Source organism: Pseudomonas sp. GD03875, from assembly GCF_029840585.1.
GTDB classification, from domain to species: Bacteria; Pseudomonadota; Gammaproteobacteria; order Pseudomonadales; family Pseudomonadaceae; genus Aquipseudomonas; species Aquipseudomonas paralcaligenes.
Genome location: NZ_JAOCCV010000009.1, coordinates 129,182 through 144,288, shown reverse-complemented (window position 1 = coordinate 144,288; position 15,107 = coordinate 129,182). Strand labels below are relative to the sequence as shown.

Here is a 15,107-nt window from a genome sequence, read left to right as displayed (position 1 = left end):
CGGCTCGGCTATGCTCGGCCGATGAACCTGCCGCTGGACGACCTGCTGGCGCGGCTGCGCCAGCCCCGGGTGCGCGATCTGGCCTGGGCCCTGCTCTCCCCGCCCCTGCTCGCTGGCGGCGACCCGCCGCTGCGCCATCCGCTGGCCGCCAGCGCCTGGTTCGCCGACCACCAGCGCCTGGCCGACTGGCTGCTGCGCCAGGAGGCCGACCCCACCGCGCTGCACGCCCACCTGGCCAGCGGATCGAGGCGCCTGGGCCGCTACTACGAACGGCTCTGGCTGTTCGCCCTGGCCGCCGCACCCGATGTCGAGCTGCTGGCGGCCAACCTGCCCGTGCGCGAGCACGGTCGCACCCTGGGCGAACTGGACCTGCTGCTGCGCGACGCCGAGGGCGTCCACCACCTGGAACTGGCGATCAAGCTGTACCTAGGCCCGAAGCGGGACTCGGGGGAAGACCCGGGCCACTGGCTGGGCCCCGCCAGCGAGGACCGCCTGGGGCTCAAGCTGGAACACCTGCGCCGGCACCAGCTACCGCTCTCCGCAAGCCCGGCCGGGCGCCAGGCGCTGGCGACGCTGACGCCGGCCGCGCCAAACGCCGCCGCCTGGCTGGGCGGCTATCTGTTCTACCCCTTCGAACACTCCTGCACGGCGCCCAACGGCTGCGCGGCCAACCATTTGCGCGGGCGCTGGCTGCACCGACACGACTGGCCGAAGCTGACGACTGCACAACAGCACTGGCAACCGCTGCCGCGCCAGGCCTGGCTGGCACCCGCGCGCCTGGCCCAGTGCTGGCCCCAGGGGCAGTTGGGAGCCTGGCTGGACCAGCTCGACGCACACGCGCCGGCGCAACTGCTGGTACGCCTGGAACAGGGAGCGGACGGCGACTGGTGGGAGCGCGAGCGGCTGTTCCTGGTGAGCGACGACTGGCCCGCTCCGCCTTAGGACAGCGGCTAGCGATCTCAACCCCGGCGGATCAGCCATATCCCACCGACGATGAGCGCCAGGCCCAGGACCTTGCCCAGCGTCAGCGGGGACTCGCGGAAGCCGGCCCAGCCGTGGTGGTCGAGCAGCAGGGCCATCCCCAGCTGGCCCGCCAGGACCAGGGCCAGCAGCAGCAACGCGGCGCCACCGACCGCGAACGACACCAGGGATGCCGCCAGCACTCCCGGCAGACTCTTCGCCAGCTGCCCGTTGATGCCGGCCTGCAGCGCCAGCATCGCGCCCGCGAGCAGCGGCAGCAGGATTAACCAACCGTTCGGCATAGGCTTCTCCATGCTCAGCCACGGACTAGCCGAGCGCCGCCTCGATCCAGTTGGAGAACTCGCTCGCCAGGTGCCAGCGGTGGGCGGATACGACCCCCGGCAGGATCATGGCCGGGAACTCGACCGTCAGCCTGGCGCGGAAGCCGAAGCCCTCGTTCCTGAACTGGTGGCGCACCCCGCCGAGAGCGAGGCCGTTCTCCGCCCGCGCGACGCCGGCGGCCTGGCAGGGATAGCGGGGATCGGGCACTGAACGCAGGCTGGAGAGGTCCCGGTAGTCGATCAGGAAGCGGCCCACCAGCGGCGAGCCGCCGGTGGTCTCGATCACCTCCTGGGCGCCTTCGGCGTTGGTCCGGATCAGGTAATGGTCGGGACACGCGGCCAGCATGGCGATCTCGTCGTTGCGCTCGGCACGCTCGAGGAACCATTCGACGAAATCCTTCGCCGAGCCGCGGTCGACCAGCAGCTCGGTCACGCTGAAGCGACGGAACCCGCACGAGATCCGGGCGACGGCATTGGCCAGCGGCTGGGCCACGGCCAGCTCGCGCCGGAGGATGTGCCGGACCCCGTCGGCGCCGAGGGCGATCTTGCGCTCCAACAGTTGTTGCCTGAGGCTCTCCAGGTCCTCGCCGTCGCCGGGTCGTTCGCCCAGCCTCCGGAGCACCACCAGCGCGCGCCGCCGCTCCCACTCCAGCACGTGCCCGCGGGGAATCTCGCGCTCGCCGATGAAGGTTCTGATACCGATAGCCATGAGCCCAGCTCCGTTGTTGTTGTGATCTACGCCCGGACGTATCGCCGGGTGATAAAAAGGCTGTGTCCCCGTTACGTGTTGGTGGCGCAATCCTGCTCTTGTGGGAGCGGCTGGGCGGCATTCCGATTGGCCGCGAAATTCGCGGATAAATCCGCTCCCACAAGGTGTGCAACAACTAACGGGGACATAGCCATAAAAAAGGCCGCCACGGGGGCGGCCGAGGGTCTCGGGCTCGCGCCGTCGACAGGAGCAGCGCCCGCGCGCAAACCGCGGGCGCCGTCGATTCGGCCCTGGGCCTCAGCGAATCCCCATGGTGCGCAGCGTCGCCGGCAGGAAGTCCTTCTTCGACGCCTTGAAGGCGAAGTCGTAGGCCATGGGCCGCTCGTTGATCATCCCGGAGGCGATGTAGCGCCCCGCGATCAGGTCGTAGAGGGCCTCCGGCGTCGGGTGGCTGGTCTGCACGTCGTAGAAGTACTGCAGGTGGGATTCGCCGACGCGCCATATCGCGTCGCGGTTGTCGTAGTGGTCGGCCAGAGAGATGGCCCAGGTGTCCTCGTCGATGTAGAGGTGGCGCTTGGCGTAGATGTGGCGCTCGCCGGGCTTGAGCGTCGCCACCACCTCCCACACCCGGTGCAGCTCGTAGCGGGTGAAGTCGGGGTTCAGGTGGCCGGGCAGCAGCAGATCCTTCAGCTTGATGTCCGGCGAGCCGGCGAGATAGCTGTTGTAGGGGATGTACATCTCGCGCTTGCCGACCAGCTTCCACTCGTAGCGGTCGGGGGAGCCGTTGAAGTGCTCCAGCCCGTCCGCCGTGCGCATGCCGTCGGCGGCGGTGCCCGGGCCGTCGTAGGACACCTGCGGCGCGCGGCGCACGCGCCGCTGGCCGGCGTTGTAGAGCCAGGCCAGTCGCGGCTCCTTGACCTGGTTGAGGGTCTCGTGCACCAGCAGGACGTTGCCCGCCAGGCGCGACGGCGCGGTGATCCGGGAGTTGTAGTAGTACAGGAGGTTGCCGGCGTTGCGCGGATCGTAGTCGGTCGCCTGGTCCGCGAGCACGTAGCGTTCCTCGGCGTCCACCTGGACGAACACGCCGTTGGCCTGAGGCGCGGCGAGGGAGGTTTGGCGCTGCATGCTCTTGCCGCGGTAGCGGGCGATGTGGTTCCAGATCACCTCCAGCCCGTTCTGCGGGATCGGGAACGGAACGGCCGTGGTGAAGTGCTCGACGCCGTTGCCGCCCTCGATCAGGCGGGTGGCGAGCGCGTTCTTGCCGATGCTCTGCGCTACATCGTCGGGGATGCCCACAGAACGGTGGGTGGGGTACACCGGCATCCGATAGCTCGCCGGGTAGCGTTTGAACAGGGCGACCTGGCCGGGGCTGAGCCGGTCCAGGTACTGGGCATGGTTCTGCGCGTCGATGACGAAGAGCGGCTTCTCGGCCGCGAACGGGTTGCTCCTGAAGCCGTTGCGCACGTCGCCCGCGTTCGTCGGCAGGCCGCCCTGCCACTCGGGGATGCTGCCGTCGGCGTTGCCGGCCCGTTCGGCGCCCACCGGCGTCAGCGAGCTGCCCAGGCGGGCGGCCTGCTCCTGGCTAACGGCCGCGAAGACGGGGGCGGAAAGGACGCAGCAGAGCGCCACGCCCGAGGCGAGTCTGGTTGCAGTGATCATCGGTTCGATCCTTAGAAATTGACGCCAACGGTGACGGACAGGAAGTCGCGGTCGACCAGGGAGTTGTAATCGCCACCGAAGTAGTCGGTGTAGGTGATGGCGGCGGTGTAGGTGTTCAGGTAGTCCGCGCCCAGGCCGACGCTGATGGCCTTGGCGCCCTCGTTGAAGTTGGGGCCGTAGCCGTCGACGTCGTGGGACCAGGCGAGCGTCGGCGTCAGGTTGATGCCGGCGATAACGTTGGCGTATTCGAGGCTGGCCCGCAGGCGGTAGCCCCAGGAATGGCGGGTGTAGAAGCCGTCGTCGTTGCAGTTTTCGGCCTGGGGGTTCAGCAGCGTCTCGCAGAGGTTGCCGCCCAGCAGCGACGGCTGGGTGTACTCGCCGGAGCCGAACACGGAGTCGCGGCCGAAGCGGGGCTCGTCGCCGCTGCCTTCGCCGATGCCGGCGATGTGGTTGTAGCCCGCTTCGCCGATCAGGATCAGGCGGCTCGCCTTCAGCACCTGGTCGAACGTCTGGGTGAGCGACACCTGCGCCTGGGTCACCGGCTTGCGCCGATAGCCCTGGATGTATTCGTCCGGCAGCCCGGCCGCGCCCAGCTGGGTCGGCAGGAACGGCCCCAGGTTGTAGGAGGTGGTGGCCAAGTCGAAGGCGTTGAGCTGCAACGGCTGGTTGGGCCGGTAGCTGATCTCGCCGGCCAGGCTCGCCGAACCGGCGTTGGTCTGGAAGCTCAGGCCGTACAGGCGGATGTCCTCGGGGTATTCGATCCGATAGGCCGTGTCGGCGGCGCCGAAGGCCGGCGCCGTGAGCGGGTTGGCCGTGGTGCCGTACATGCTGGTGAAGGGCATGCGGCTGTGGTACTTCAGGGCGTACAGGCCGAATTCCGTGCCGTTCAGCGCCTCGGAGAACCAGCGCAGGGCCGCCCCGTACTGGCCGGCGTCCCGCGCGTCGTTGTCGCCGCGGCGCGGGACGTGGATGTAGCCCGGGTCGTCGCGGTCGAAATCCGTGCCGGCGACGCTCAGCCCCTGCGTGCATCCGTCGGCGACGAAGTCGACGGAGGCGAAGAAGGTGCCGCAGTTGTCGACCACGGTCTGGTCCCACTCCAGCTGGTAGAACAGCTCGGCCGACAGGTTCTCCGACAGTCCCTGGGACAGGTAGAACATGTTCACCGGGATCAGGCCTTCCTTGATCTCCGCCCCGGGCCGGCGGAAGGCCGCCACGTCCACCGGGTTGATCGCGTTGATGCTGTTGCCGATGAACACGCTCTCGCCCCAGCTCGCCACCTGCTTGCCCAATCTGGCCGAGCCCGGCAGGTCGCCGATCAGGTAGTTGTGGTAGACGAAGGCGTCCAGCAGCTCGTAGCCGGCGCTGCGGGCGCCCGTCTTGCGGTTGCCGTCGTCAATGTCGTAGAGCAGGCGGTGCTCGTCCTTCAGCTCGAAGTCGTACCAGTACTTGCCGCGCAGGAAGAAGCCGGTGTCGCCGTACTTCAGCTCCAGGTCGTGGAGGCCCTTGAAGATCTTCGAGAAGGTCTCGCCCTTCTTGAAGTTCAGGCGGCCGTCGTCGGCCGTGGTGGACGAGCCGCGACCGCCGTTGTCGTCGCCGATCAGGTCGCGGTCCGGGCTGCGCAGCGCCCAGCTGGCGCCAACGGAGAGGCTGCTGTCGAGCTGGCCCTGGATATCGCCGAGGTTGAACGTGATGGCCTGCGCGGCCGGCGCGCCGACCACGGCGAGGGCCGCCGCGATGGCACCGAGGGGCCGCTGCCGCCCATGGTGCGTTGTTGTTGTTTTCATGGCAGTTCCACTGGAGTTGGTGGGTACGCTGACGGGCGCCTGCCTGCCCTGCTCCGCCCGGCCCATCGCAAGCGACGAACCGAAGCGGTCATGGATCTGGTTGTCTTGGCACCCTTAATAGCAACTTTAGTTGCTTTTAAAAGACAAGTAAACCGCCCCCATGGCGTGGGCACGGATCGCCGGCTTTCTCTGCTCGGCGCGCAAATGCAACAATCGTTGCGACAGAGGCAGGAAAACCAGCAGGGAGATTCGGATGAGCGAGACCGAGCAGGCAGCCGGCGCCGGCAAGCGCGCGCGCCCCGGCGGGCGGGCGGCCCAGGTGGTCGCGGCGGTCCATGCCGCCACCCTGGAAATCCTCGGCGAAGGGGGTTACGAGCGCCTGGAACTGCCCGAGGTGGCCGCCCGCGCCGGGGTCAACAAGACCACCGTCTACCGCCGCTGGCCGACCAAGGCGGAGCTGGTACTCGAGATCGCCCTGCTGCGCATGCGGCAGGACGTGCCGCTACCGGACACCGGCACGCTGCTGGGCGACCTGCACCGATTGCTGCTGGATATCGAGGCGACGCTGCGCTCGCCGCTGATCGCCGGCCTGCTCCAGGCCGTGGTGACCCAGGGGCGGGACATCGAGACGATCCGACAGGCCCGGGTGCGCTTCTGGGCCGAGCGGTTCGCCGTCAGCGGCCGGTTCGTGGAACGGGCCATCGAACGGGGCGAACTGCCCGTGGGCACCGATCCCCGGCAGTTCCTCGAACTGGCCTCGTCGCCCCTGTTCTTCCGCGGGGTGATCACCGGCGAGCCGTTCGCCGGGGAAGAAATCCTCGAGATCGCCCGGCGCACCCTCCTCGCCTTCCAGCGCCCATGAAAAACGACCGGAGCCATCCCGGCCTCCGGTCGTTCTCGATGCGGCAATGGGCGATGCGCGGGGCTAGCCGCTGCGCTCGGTGCGCCCGCCGGAGCGGGCCAGGTAGCCGGGGCCGCTCTCGCACAGCAGGCCGGCGCGGTGCACCGCCGGCAGCGCGTCCAGGCCGTCGCGCAGGGCATAGGCGGTGAAGCCCAGCTGGGACAGCAGGAACACGGCGCTGGCGCTGCGCTTGCCGCTGTCGCAGTAGCACAGGTAGGTGCGTTCCTTGTCCAGCAGGCGCACCTTCAGGCGCAGCAGGTGCAGCGGCATGTTCAGCGCCTGCTGGGCGTGGCTGCGTTCGTATTCGGACTGCAGCCGCACGTCCAGCCACTGGGCGCCGGACGACAGCAGGCGCGCGGCCTCGCCGAACGACACCTCGTCCACCACCGGCGCCTTGAGCAGGGCGAAGAAGTCCTGGCGGTCCAGGCGCATCACCACGCCGGGTTCGATCAGGGTCACCGTGGCGTTGCGCGGCTGGTCGGACAGCAGCGCTTCCTCGCCGAAGCAGGCGCCGACGTCCAGCTCGGCCAGCACCTGGCGGGTGCTGCCCTCGCCGCCACGGAACACTTCGGCCCGGCCGCTCTTGAGGAAGTAGCAGCAGTCGCCGCCCTCGCCCTCGATCAGCACCCGGCTGCCGGCCGGCAGGTCGATGGGGTGCAGGCGATCGAGCATGGCCCGCACGTTGGCCGAGGGCACCTTGGTGAACAGCGGGTTTTCCAGCAGGCGCTCCAGCCACTCGACGTCCTCGCCGCCGCCGCCCAGGTCCAGCAGCAGGTCCTGGTAGGACAGGCGCCAGGTGAGCAGGCGGCCGAGGTTGGCGCTGTCCAGCGCCAGCACGCTGACATCGCTCAGCGCCCGCGCCTCGTGCTGGCGCGGCAGGGTCGGCGACAGCGGGTGGCAACTGGCCTCGCTGCCGGCCTGTAGCAGCTCCTCGCGGCCGTCGCCGTCGCGCAGCAGCAGCTCGCCGGACAGCAGGTAGTAGGTGGTGCGGGCATGGTCGCCCTGGCGGAACAGCAGCTGGCCGGCAAGCAGCGGCTGCGGCACCAGCTGGTTGCGCAGCTCTCGCCACTGCTGTTCGGAAAGCACGTTGAGGGGAGTGAAACTGCGCAGCTGTTCAGGGTTCAGCGGCTCGGTCATCGACACCTGTCCTTCATTATTCTTGGCGTACCGCAGCCAGTTCTTCCAGGCGTTGGGCCATGGCCCGGCGTCCTTGCAGCCCTCCGGTATGGAGCAACAGCAGGCGCGTACCCGGAGCAAAGTAACCGGCCTCCACCTCGCCGCGCAATGCCAGCAGCGCCTTGCCCGTGTAGAGCGGCTCCAGTGGCAGGTCGCAGCACCGTTCGCTATCGAGAATGCAGCGCGCCAGCGCCGCATCCACCCGGCCGAAGCCGCCACGGCTGGCATCCACCAGCCGGTAGCCGGCATCGGCCTGCCCCGCCTCGTCGAGGATCGCCGGCAATTGCTGCTCCACGCCATGGCCGGGCGGCACCGCCATGGCCACGTGGACGATTCGCTCCCCTCGCTCGGCCAGCACCAGGCCGGCCGCCGTGGTGCCGGTACCGGCGGCCAGCCACCAGCCGTGGTAGTCGCTCCAGCCTAGGCCGGCCAGCTGCGCCCTCGCCAACTCGGCTATCGCCGCGCAGGCCCTGGCCGCCAGCACCCCACCGCCGCCCTCGGCCACTGGCAGCAGCCCCGGGTAGCGGGCCTGCCAGGCAGTCCAGAAGTCCGCATCGTGGCGCTTGCGGTAGCCGGCGTAGCCGAGCCAGTGCAGGCGCATGCCGAAGGCCTGCAGGTCGCGCACCGTCGGCGTGTCCTGCGGCTCGCCGCGAAGCAGGCCGAGCGTGGCGAAGCCGAAGCGCCGCCCGGCCGCGGCCAGGGCGTGCAGGTGATTGGAATGGGCGCCGCCCAGGCTCATCAGACCCTCGGCGCCACTGGCCGCGGCGGCCTCGATATGGGGTTTCAGCTTGAACCACTTGTTGCCCGAGATCAGCGGGTCTAGCAGGTCCAGACGCAACACCGCCACCTCGACGCCGGCGCGTGCCAGCCAGTCGATCGACAGCGGTTGCAGGGGGGCCGAGGGCTGCCAGGAGGGAAGGACGACGGGCCGCGGATCGGGCGCCCGCCGGATCATCCGCTCACGGTGCGCAGGCGTGCGCCCGCCTTGTGCCGGGCGCAGCAGTTGGTCTCGCCGAAGACGAAGCGGCTCGGCGTCTCCACCCGGTCGATGGGCATGGCGCAGCGCTCGCCGGACGGCAGCGTGCTCTCGCAGGTCGGCTGCTGGTAGTGGGCCAGCCACTGGCGGTACTGCTCCTCGGAGACGAAGCACTTGGCCGCCGCGTAGCCCAGGGGATTGTTCTGGTAGCGGGCCATGTCCTGCAGCGGGATGGTCAGGTGGCCGGCGCCCGGGTGATAGACCACGAACACCACGCCGAGCTTGGCCAGGCGCTCGAGAATCTGCTCGCCGCCCTGGCTGGCCAGGTCGTCGCGCTCGCGGCGCAGGCGGTCAATTTCCTGCTGCAGCTGGGTGTCCTGCTCGGCGCGGTAGGCCAGCTCGACGTCGCGGATCGCCACCTGCTCCCGGTACTCGGCCACGGCCGCCGCCACCCGGGCCTGCAACTCGGAATCGAACTGGGATCGCAGGATATCGGCCTCGGTACGGCCGTGGCGCTCCAGGTCGCGCAGCTGGCGGGACATGTCCTCCCGGCTCTGCTGCATGCTGTCGGCCTGGGCGCCGAGCTGGGTCTTGAGGCTGTTGTTCAGTTCTTCCTGCTGGCGCAGCGACTGCTGCAGGGCGCCGATCTCCGCCTGCAGGGCGCGATGGCGCTCCTCCGCCGCCAGTTTGATGCGGGCCAGATCCTCTTCGTGCTGCTTGCCCAGCGTGCTGATGCGCAGGCGCTGCTGCTTGATCAGCTGCGCCGTCTTCAGACGGTTCTCCTGCTCCTTCTGCTCGGCCTGCTTCTCGGCCTGCTCGCGGGCCGGGTCGGGCGCCTGCCAGGTATCCTCGGCGGCCACCTGCAGGCGCTCGGGCAGCACCACCGGCGCCTCTTCCTCCACCAGCAGGCCGAGGGCGTTGCGCTTGACCGTGTCGCGCAACAGCACCAGGTCGTTCTTGCCGGGCGCCAGGCTCGGGTCCCACAAGTGCATCTGGTGCCAGGACACCGGGCACTGGCTGCGGCAGGCCAGGCGGATGGGGCCAGCCCCCAGGTCCGGGCCGCGCCCGGCGTTGTCGGCCAGGTGGCGCAGCGGCAGGTTCCAGCCCTTGTCGGCGGAGCCGTTCTCGTCGAAGTCCAGGTAGAAGAACACCACGGCGCGCACCAGCAGGCGCGGGTTGATCAGCACGTAGGCCAGGCGCATCTGCTGATCGGCGAATTCCGCCATGCTCACCACGTTGTCGAGCAGCGCCTCGAACTCGGGGAACAGCATCTCCTTGCAGATCCCGCGCTCGTTGAAGAACAGGACGGCCTCGACCATCTGCGCTTTGTTCTGCATGCTCATGGGTTTTCCTCAAGGCCATCGGGATCATGGTCGGCACGCAGCGGGCCTGCCCTGCGTGCGCACAGCCTGCGAGGCAGGCGCAATCCCTTGTTTCGGGCAAGTCTAGGGGAAAACGGAATGCGGGCAATGTGACTGGGTTGGCAGCCGCCCGCCACCGACCGCTCTAGGGCCGGCGACGAAGCGAAAGTGTGACGGGTTGGGCGAATCAGGCCTGCTTGGCGGCCAGGAAAGGCGCCAGGCGCCGGCCCATTTCCTCGCCCAGGGCCTGCAGGCCGCTCATGGGACGGATCATGACCTCGAACTCGACGATCTTGCCGCTCTCGTCGAAGCGGATCATGTCGATGCCCTTGAGCTGGCGTTCGCCGACCCGGGCACTGAACTCCAGCACCACGCTGAGGCCGTCGGCGCTGGCCAGTTCGCGGTGGTAGGCGAAGTCCTGGAACACCTGCAGCACCGTGTTGAGGATCAGGTTGACCTTCTGCGCGCCCGGATAGGGCGTGTGCGCCATGGGCGAGCGGAACACCGCGTCGGCATGCAGCAGTTCCGGCAGCGGGCTCAGGTCCTTGGCGGCGATCAGCTGGTGCCAGCGTTGCAGGCTGGCGGCCGCGGCGGGGTTCAGTTGGTTTTCGAGGGACATCGGGCTTCTCCTTGTTGTTGTGGTGCCATAAGGAAGACGCCCCGCACGGGGCGGGGCGTTCCGGTCACAGCTCGGCGGCGAGGCGCGAGCCCTGGTTGATCGCACGCTTGGCGTCCAGCTCGGCGGCCACGTCGGCGCCACCGATCAGGTGCACGTTCTGGCCGGCGGCCACCAGGCCGTCGTGCAGCTCGCGCAGCGGGTCCTGGCCGGCGCAGACGATCACGGTGTCCACCGGCAGCAGTTGCGGCTCGCCTTCGCCGATGCGGATGTGCAGGCCCTCGTCGTCGACCTTGAGGTACTCGACCGAGTTGAGCATCTGCACGTTCTTGTTCTTCAGGCCGGTGCGGTGGATCCAGCCGGTGGTCTTGCCCAGGCCGTCGCCGACCTTGGTCTTCTTGCGCTGCAGCAGGAACACCTCGCGCGCCGCCGGGTGCACCTCGGCCTTGATCCCGGCGATGCCGCCACGGGCGTCCAGCGCGGTGTCGATGCCCCACTCCTTCCAGAAGGCGTCGCGATCGAGGCTGGTGGCCTCGCCGCTATGGGTGATGAACTCGGAGACGTCGAAGCCGATGCCGCCGGCGCCGATCACCGCGACCCGCTGGCCGACCGGTTTGCGCTGCAGGATGGCGTCCAGATAGCTGATCACCTTGGCATTCTCGATGCCGTCGATGGCCGGGGTACGCGGAGCGATACCGGTGGCCAGGATCACTTCGTCGAAGCCGCCCTTGGCCAGGTCATCGACATTCACGCGGGTGTTCAGGCGCAGGTCGACGCCGGTGCTTTCGACCTTCTTCTTGAAGTAGCGCAGGGTCTCGTAGAACTCTTCCTTGCCCGGCACGCGCTTGGCCACGTTGAACTGGCCGCCGATCTCGCCGGCCGCGTCGAACAGGGTCACCTGGTGGCCGCGCTCGGCCGCCACGGTGGCGGCGGACAGCCCGGCCGGGCCGGCACCGACCACGGCGATCTTCTTCACCGTGGTGGTGGGGATGTAGTTCAGCTCGGTCTCGTGGCAGGCGCGCGGGTTGACCAGGCAAGTGGTCAGTTTGCCGCCGAAGGTGTGGTCGAGGCAGGCCTGGTTGCAGCCGATGCAGGTGTTGATCTCGTCGGCGCGGCCGGCGGCGGCCTTGTTGACGAAGTCCGGGTCGGCGAGGAACGGGCGGGCCATGGACACCATGTCGGCGTCGCCCTCGGCCAGCACCTGCTCGGCCACTTCCGGGGTGTTGATCCGGTTGGTGGTGCACAGCGGGATGTTCACCTCGCCCTTGAGCTTGGCGGTGACCTTGGTGAAGGCCGCGCGCGGCACCTTGGTGGCGATGGTCGGGATGCGCGCCTCGTGCCAGCCGATGCCGGTGTTGATGATGGTGGCGCCGGCCTGCTCGATGGCCTTGGCCAGCAGCACGATCTCGTCCCAGGTGCTGCCGCCCTCGACCAGGTCGAGCATGGACAGGCGGTAGATGATGATGAAGTTCGGGCCCACGGCCTCGCGCACCCGGCGCACGATCTCCACCGGCAGGCGCATGCGGTTCTCGTAGCTGCCGCCCCAGCGGTCGGTGCGGTGGTTGGTGTGGGCGGCGAGGAACTGGTTGATGAAGTAGCCTTCCGAACCCATGATCTCGACGCCATCGTACTCGGCCTGCTGGGCCAGCACGGAGCAGGTGACGAAGTCCTGGATCTGCTTCTCGATGCCTTCCTCGTCCAGCTCGCGCGGCTTGAACGGGTTGATCGGCGCCTGGATGGCGCTCGGCGCCACCGACTTCGGGCTGTAGGCGTAGCGGCCGGCGTGAAGGATCTGCATCGCGATCTTGCCGCCCGCCTCGTGCACCGCGCGGGTGACGATCTTGTGCTTCTCGGCCTCTTCCGGGGTGGTCAGCTTGGCCGCGCCGGAGTACACGCCGCCCTCCTCGTTCGGGCCGATGCCGCCGGTGACCATCAGGCCGACGCCGCCGCGGGCGCGCTCGGCGAAGTAGGCCGCCATGCGCTCGAAGCCGTTCGGCTTCTCTTCCAGGCCGGTGTGCATGGAACCCATCAGGGTGCGGTTCTTCAGGGTGGTGAAACCCAGGTCCAGGGGGGCCAGCAGGTTCGGGTAGGCGTTGCTCATGGTCATCTCCACAGCGTCGGGCTCGTCACGGGGCGCCGCGCGCTCGAAGGGGCGCGGTCGTTGTTGCGGCAGACGATAAAGAGCGGCCGCCGACCGCTCAATGATCGAAAAGCACAAGTTATTGATCGTAAATTACAGGTCGACTAGCCAAGGAGGCCCCCCTTGCCCTAGGCTGGCGGCTTCATCACCACCAGGCCTCATCATGCTCAAGTTGCTCCATCGCACCTTCTGGCTGCTGCTCGTCGTCCTTCTGGTCGCCTACGCCGCCTGGATCCAGTGGCGCCCCGCCAGCCATTTCCTCAGCGACCTGCGCAGCTCGCTGGCCTTCAGCCAGGGCAGCGACCAGGGCCGCGGCAATCTGCTGGGCATTCAGCCCGAGCTGTACCGCGCCGACTACCGCAGCGCCCTGCACCTGCACCGCAAGCTGGCCGCCTACCTGGACCAGGCCCAGGACGAAGGCCTGCTCAACCCGAAGACGGTGGTGGTGCTGCCCGAGCACATCGGCACCTGGCTGGTCGCGGTCGGCGAGAAGCGCGAGGTGTTCGCCGCTCGCGACCTGGCCGAGGCCCGCGTCTGGCTGGGCCTGAGCCACCCGCTGGAGCTGATCCGCGCGCTGCTCGCCAACCAGGGTACCGCGCGCTTCAGCGACGCCCTGCTGCGGATGAAGGCCGAACAGATGGCCGCCGACTACCAGAGCCTGTTCGGCGGCCTGGCCGAGACCTACGGGGTGACCATCGTCGCCGGCTCCATCGTGCTGCCCGAGCCCAGCGTGGCGGAAGGCGTGCTGCAGGTCGGCGACGGCCCGCTGTACAACGTCAGCCTGGTGTTCGGCAGCGACGGGCTGCCGATCGGCCAGCCGCAGCGCAAGGTGCTGCCGCACCGTGACGAGGACAGCTTCACCGCCGCCGCCTCCGACCAGGCGCTGCAGGTGGTCAGCACGCCGGCCGGGCGCCTGGGCGTGCTGATCGGCACCGACAGCTGGCGGCCGGAGAGCTACGCGCGGCTGGCGACGCAGCAGGTCGAACTGCTCGCGGTGCCGGCTTTCCTTCACGGCAACGGCCACTGGAACGGCACCTGGGCCGGCACGCCGAGCGACCTGCGCAGCCGCGCCAGCCAGCTCAGCGAGGGCGAGGCCTGGCTGCGCCATTCGCTGCCGGCGCAGCTGGCGGAAACGCCGGCACGGGCCGGCATGGCGGTGTTCATGCGTGGGCAATTGTGGGGCCTGGGCAGCGACGGACGCAGCATGGCGGTGCAGCGGGACGGCCAGCAGGTGGTCGACGAAATGCCCGGCGCGCGCCTGCTCAACCTGTGGCTGTGATGAAACCGACCCGCGTGCGGCTGGGCGACCTCTCCGTCGCCTTCGTCCACAGCCTGGTGGCCGCGCTGCACGAGAAGGGCGTCGCCAGCGACGAGCTGCTGCGCCAGTTCCGCCTGGACGCCGCGCGGCTCGCCCTGCCCCGCGAGCGCCTGTCGATCCCGCGCTACATGCGCCTGGGCCACAGCGCCATCGGCCTGTGCGGCGACCCGGCCCTGGGCCTGGAAATGGGCCGTCACAGCCGCATCAGCCAGGCCGGGCTGGCCGGCGTCACCGCCGCCCAGGCGCCGACCCTGCGCGAGGCCGCGCGCACGCTGATCCGCTTCGAGCCCCTCTACGCCCACAACTACCGGGGCCAGTCGAGCTTCACCGAGGACGCCGGCGGCGCCTGGCTGAGCTTCTACTCGATCAGCCCGTACAACGGCTTCAACCGCTTCGTGGTGGATTCGGTACTGTCCAGCTGGCACCACCAGCTCGGCGCCCTGCTGGGCGAGACCCTGGCGCTGGAGCGGGTGGAGATCGAATTCCCCGCCCCGATCTACGCCGAGCGCTACGAGACCTGCTTCGGCTGCCCGGTGGACTTCGGCGCCGCCCACAACCGGCTGCGCCTGGCCAACGCCAGCCTCGACCAGCCACTTTCGCAGCACTGCCCGAGCACCTGGCAGCAACTGCTGGAACTGGCCGAGCGGGAACTGGAGCAGCTGACCCGCACCCGCAGTCTGCGCGAGCGCATCATCCACCTACTGGGGCCGATGCTGCACGGGCGGGAGCCGGAGCTGGAAGAAGTGGCGAGAAGGCTGCAGCTGCCGAGCTGGACACTGCGGCGCAAGCTGGCTGAGGAAGGCACCCAGTTCCGCACCCTGCTCAACGAGACCCGGCGCGACCTGGCGATGGCCTATATCCGCGATACCGAACTGACGTTCGGCGAGATCGCCTACCTGCTGGGGTTCGCCTCGGCGGAGGCATTCCAGCGTGCTTTCAAGCGCTGGAGCGGGCAGACGCCCGGGGAATTCCGCCGCCACCAGCGCCTGCTGGCCTGAGGCGCAGGAGGCTGGCGTGCTCGGCGCACCCTAGGGTGGGGGGAGTCTAGAGTTCGGTGGCGTCGTCGGCCGGTTCCAGGGTGTCCTGCTCGAAGGCGCGGGACTCGAGCAGTTCTTCGACGTAGTCGTCCATAGGTTCATCCTCCTGTGGTTGCATCATGTTCCCAA

General features: G+C 69.1%; 13 protein-coding genes. 4 read left to right on the top strand and 9 right to left on the bottom strand.

The features are described from left to right. Positions 1-21: 21 nt before the first annotated feature. Complete coding sequence (locus N5D30_RS10800) at positions 22-942, top strand: DUF1853 family protein (protein WP_279908995.1); 921 nt, start codon at positions 22-24, stop codon at positions 940-942. Positions 943-959: 17 nt separating this feature from the next. Here the strand turns inward: N5D30_RS10800 and N5D30_RS10795 are convergent, their stop codons facing one another. From N5D30_RS10795 to N5D30_RS10780, 4 genes are all read right to left on the bottom strand, one after another. After that, entirely contained in the window at positions 960-1,262 is a 303-nt protein-coding gene (locus N5D30_RS10795) for a DMT family transporter (protein WP_279908994.1), read from the bottom strand. A 25-nt stretch (positions 1,263-1,287) separates the two neighbouring features. Next, on the bottom strand, positions 1,288-2,010 hold the full coding sequence (locus tag N5D30_RS10790; protein ID WP_279908992.1) for a hypothetical protein: 723 nt from the start codon (positions 2,008-2,010) through the stop codon (positions 1,288-1,290). Positions 2,011-2,307: 297 nt separating this feature from the next. After that, complete coding sequence (locus N5D30_RS10785; protein WP_279908991.1) at positions 2,308-3,669, bottom strand: DUF1329 domain-containing protein; 1,362 nt, start codon at positions 3,667-3,669, stop codon at positions 2,308-2,310. 11 nt (positions 3,670-3,680) lie between these two features. Next, the gene (locus N5D30_RS10780; protein ID WP_279908990.1) at positions 3,681-5,453 is read right to left on the bottom strand and encodes a DUF1302 domain-containing protein; all 1,773 of its coding nucleotides are present in this window, start codon (positions 5,451-5,453) and stop codon (positions 3,681-3,683) included. A 253-nt stretch (positions 5,454-5,706) separates the two neighbouring features. Between N5D30_RS10780 and N5D30_RS10775 the strand changes: the two genes are divergently transcribed. Beyond that, positions 5,707-6,315: a TetR/AcrR family transcriptional regulator gene (locus tag N5D30_RS10775; RefSeq protein WP_279908989.1), complete on the top strand. Its 609-nt coding sequence runs from the start codon at positions 5,707-5,709 to the stop codon at positions 6,313-6,315. A 63-nt stretch (positions 6,316-6,378) separates the two neighbouring features. On the opposite strand, the gene N5D30_RS10770 is transcribed toward N5D30_RS10775, so the two are convergent. The 5 genes from N5D30_RS10770 to N5D30_RS10750 form a co-directional block, all read right to left on the bottom strand. Continuing rightward, the gene (locus N5D30_RS10770) at positions 6,379-7,491 is read right to left on the bottom strand and encodes a cyclic nucleotide-binding domain-containing protein (RefSeq protein ID WP_279908988.1); all 1,113 of its coding nucleotides are present in this window, start codon (positions 7,489-7,491) and stop codon (positions 6,379-6,381) included. 16 nt (positions 7,492-7,507) lie between these two features. After that, positions 7,508-8,485: a 1-aminocyclopropane-1-carboxylate deaminase gene (locus N5D30_RS10765; protein WP_279908987.1), complete on the bottom strand. Its 978-nt coding sequence runs from the start codon at positions 8,483-8,485 to the stop codon at positions 7,508-7,510. Next, complete coding sequence (locus N5D30_RS10760) at positions 8,482-9,849, bottom strand: chromosome partitioning protein ParA (protein WP_220815232.1); 1,368 nt, start codon at positions 9,847-9,849, stop codon at positions 8,482-8,484. The genes N5D30_RS10765 and N5D30_RS10760 overlap by 4 nt, the downstream gene beginning before the upstream one ends. Before the next feature lie 205 nt (positions 9,850-10,054). After that, positions 10,055-10,486: a nuclear transport factor 2 family protein gene (locus N5D30_RS10755; RefSeq protein ID WP_220815233.1), complete on the bottom strand. Its 432-nt coding sequence runs from the start codon at positions 10,484-10,486 to the stop codon at positions 10,055-10,057. A 64-nt stretch (positions 10,487-10,550) separates the two neighbouring features. After that, positions 10,551-12,590, bottom strand: a complete 2,040-nt coding sequence (locus N5D30_RS10750; protein WP_279908985.1) for an NADPH-dependent 2,4-dienoyl-CoA reductase — start codon at positions 12,588-12,590, stop codon at positions 10,551-10,553. 196 nt (positions 12,591-12,786) lie between these two features. Between N5D30_RS10750 and N5D30_RS10745 the strand changes: the two genes are divergently transcribed. After that, positions 12,787-13,902, top strand: a complete 1,116-nt coding sequence (locus N5D30_RS10745; RefSeq protein ID WP_279908983.1) for a carbon-nitrogen hydrolase family protein — start codon at positions 12,787-12,789, stop codon at positions 13,900-13,902. After that, on the top strand, positions 13,902-14,939 hold the full coding sequence (locus N5D30_RS10740) for an AraC family transcriptional regulator (RefSeq protein ID WP_279908980.1): 1,038 nt from the start codon (positions 13,902-13,904) through the stop codon (positions 14,937-14,939). Before N5D30_RS10745 ends, N5D30_RS10740 begins: the two co-directional genes overlap by 1 nt. Positions 14,940-15,107 lie beyond the last annotated feature (168 nt).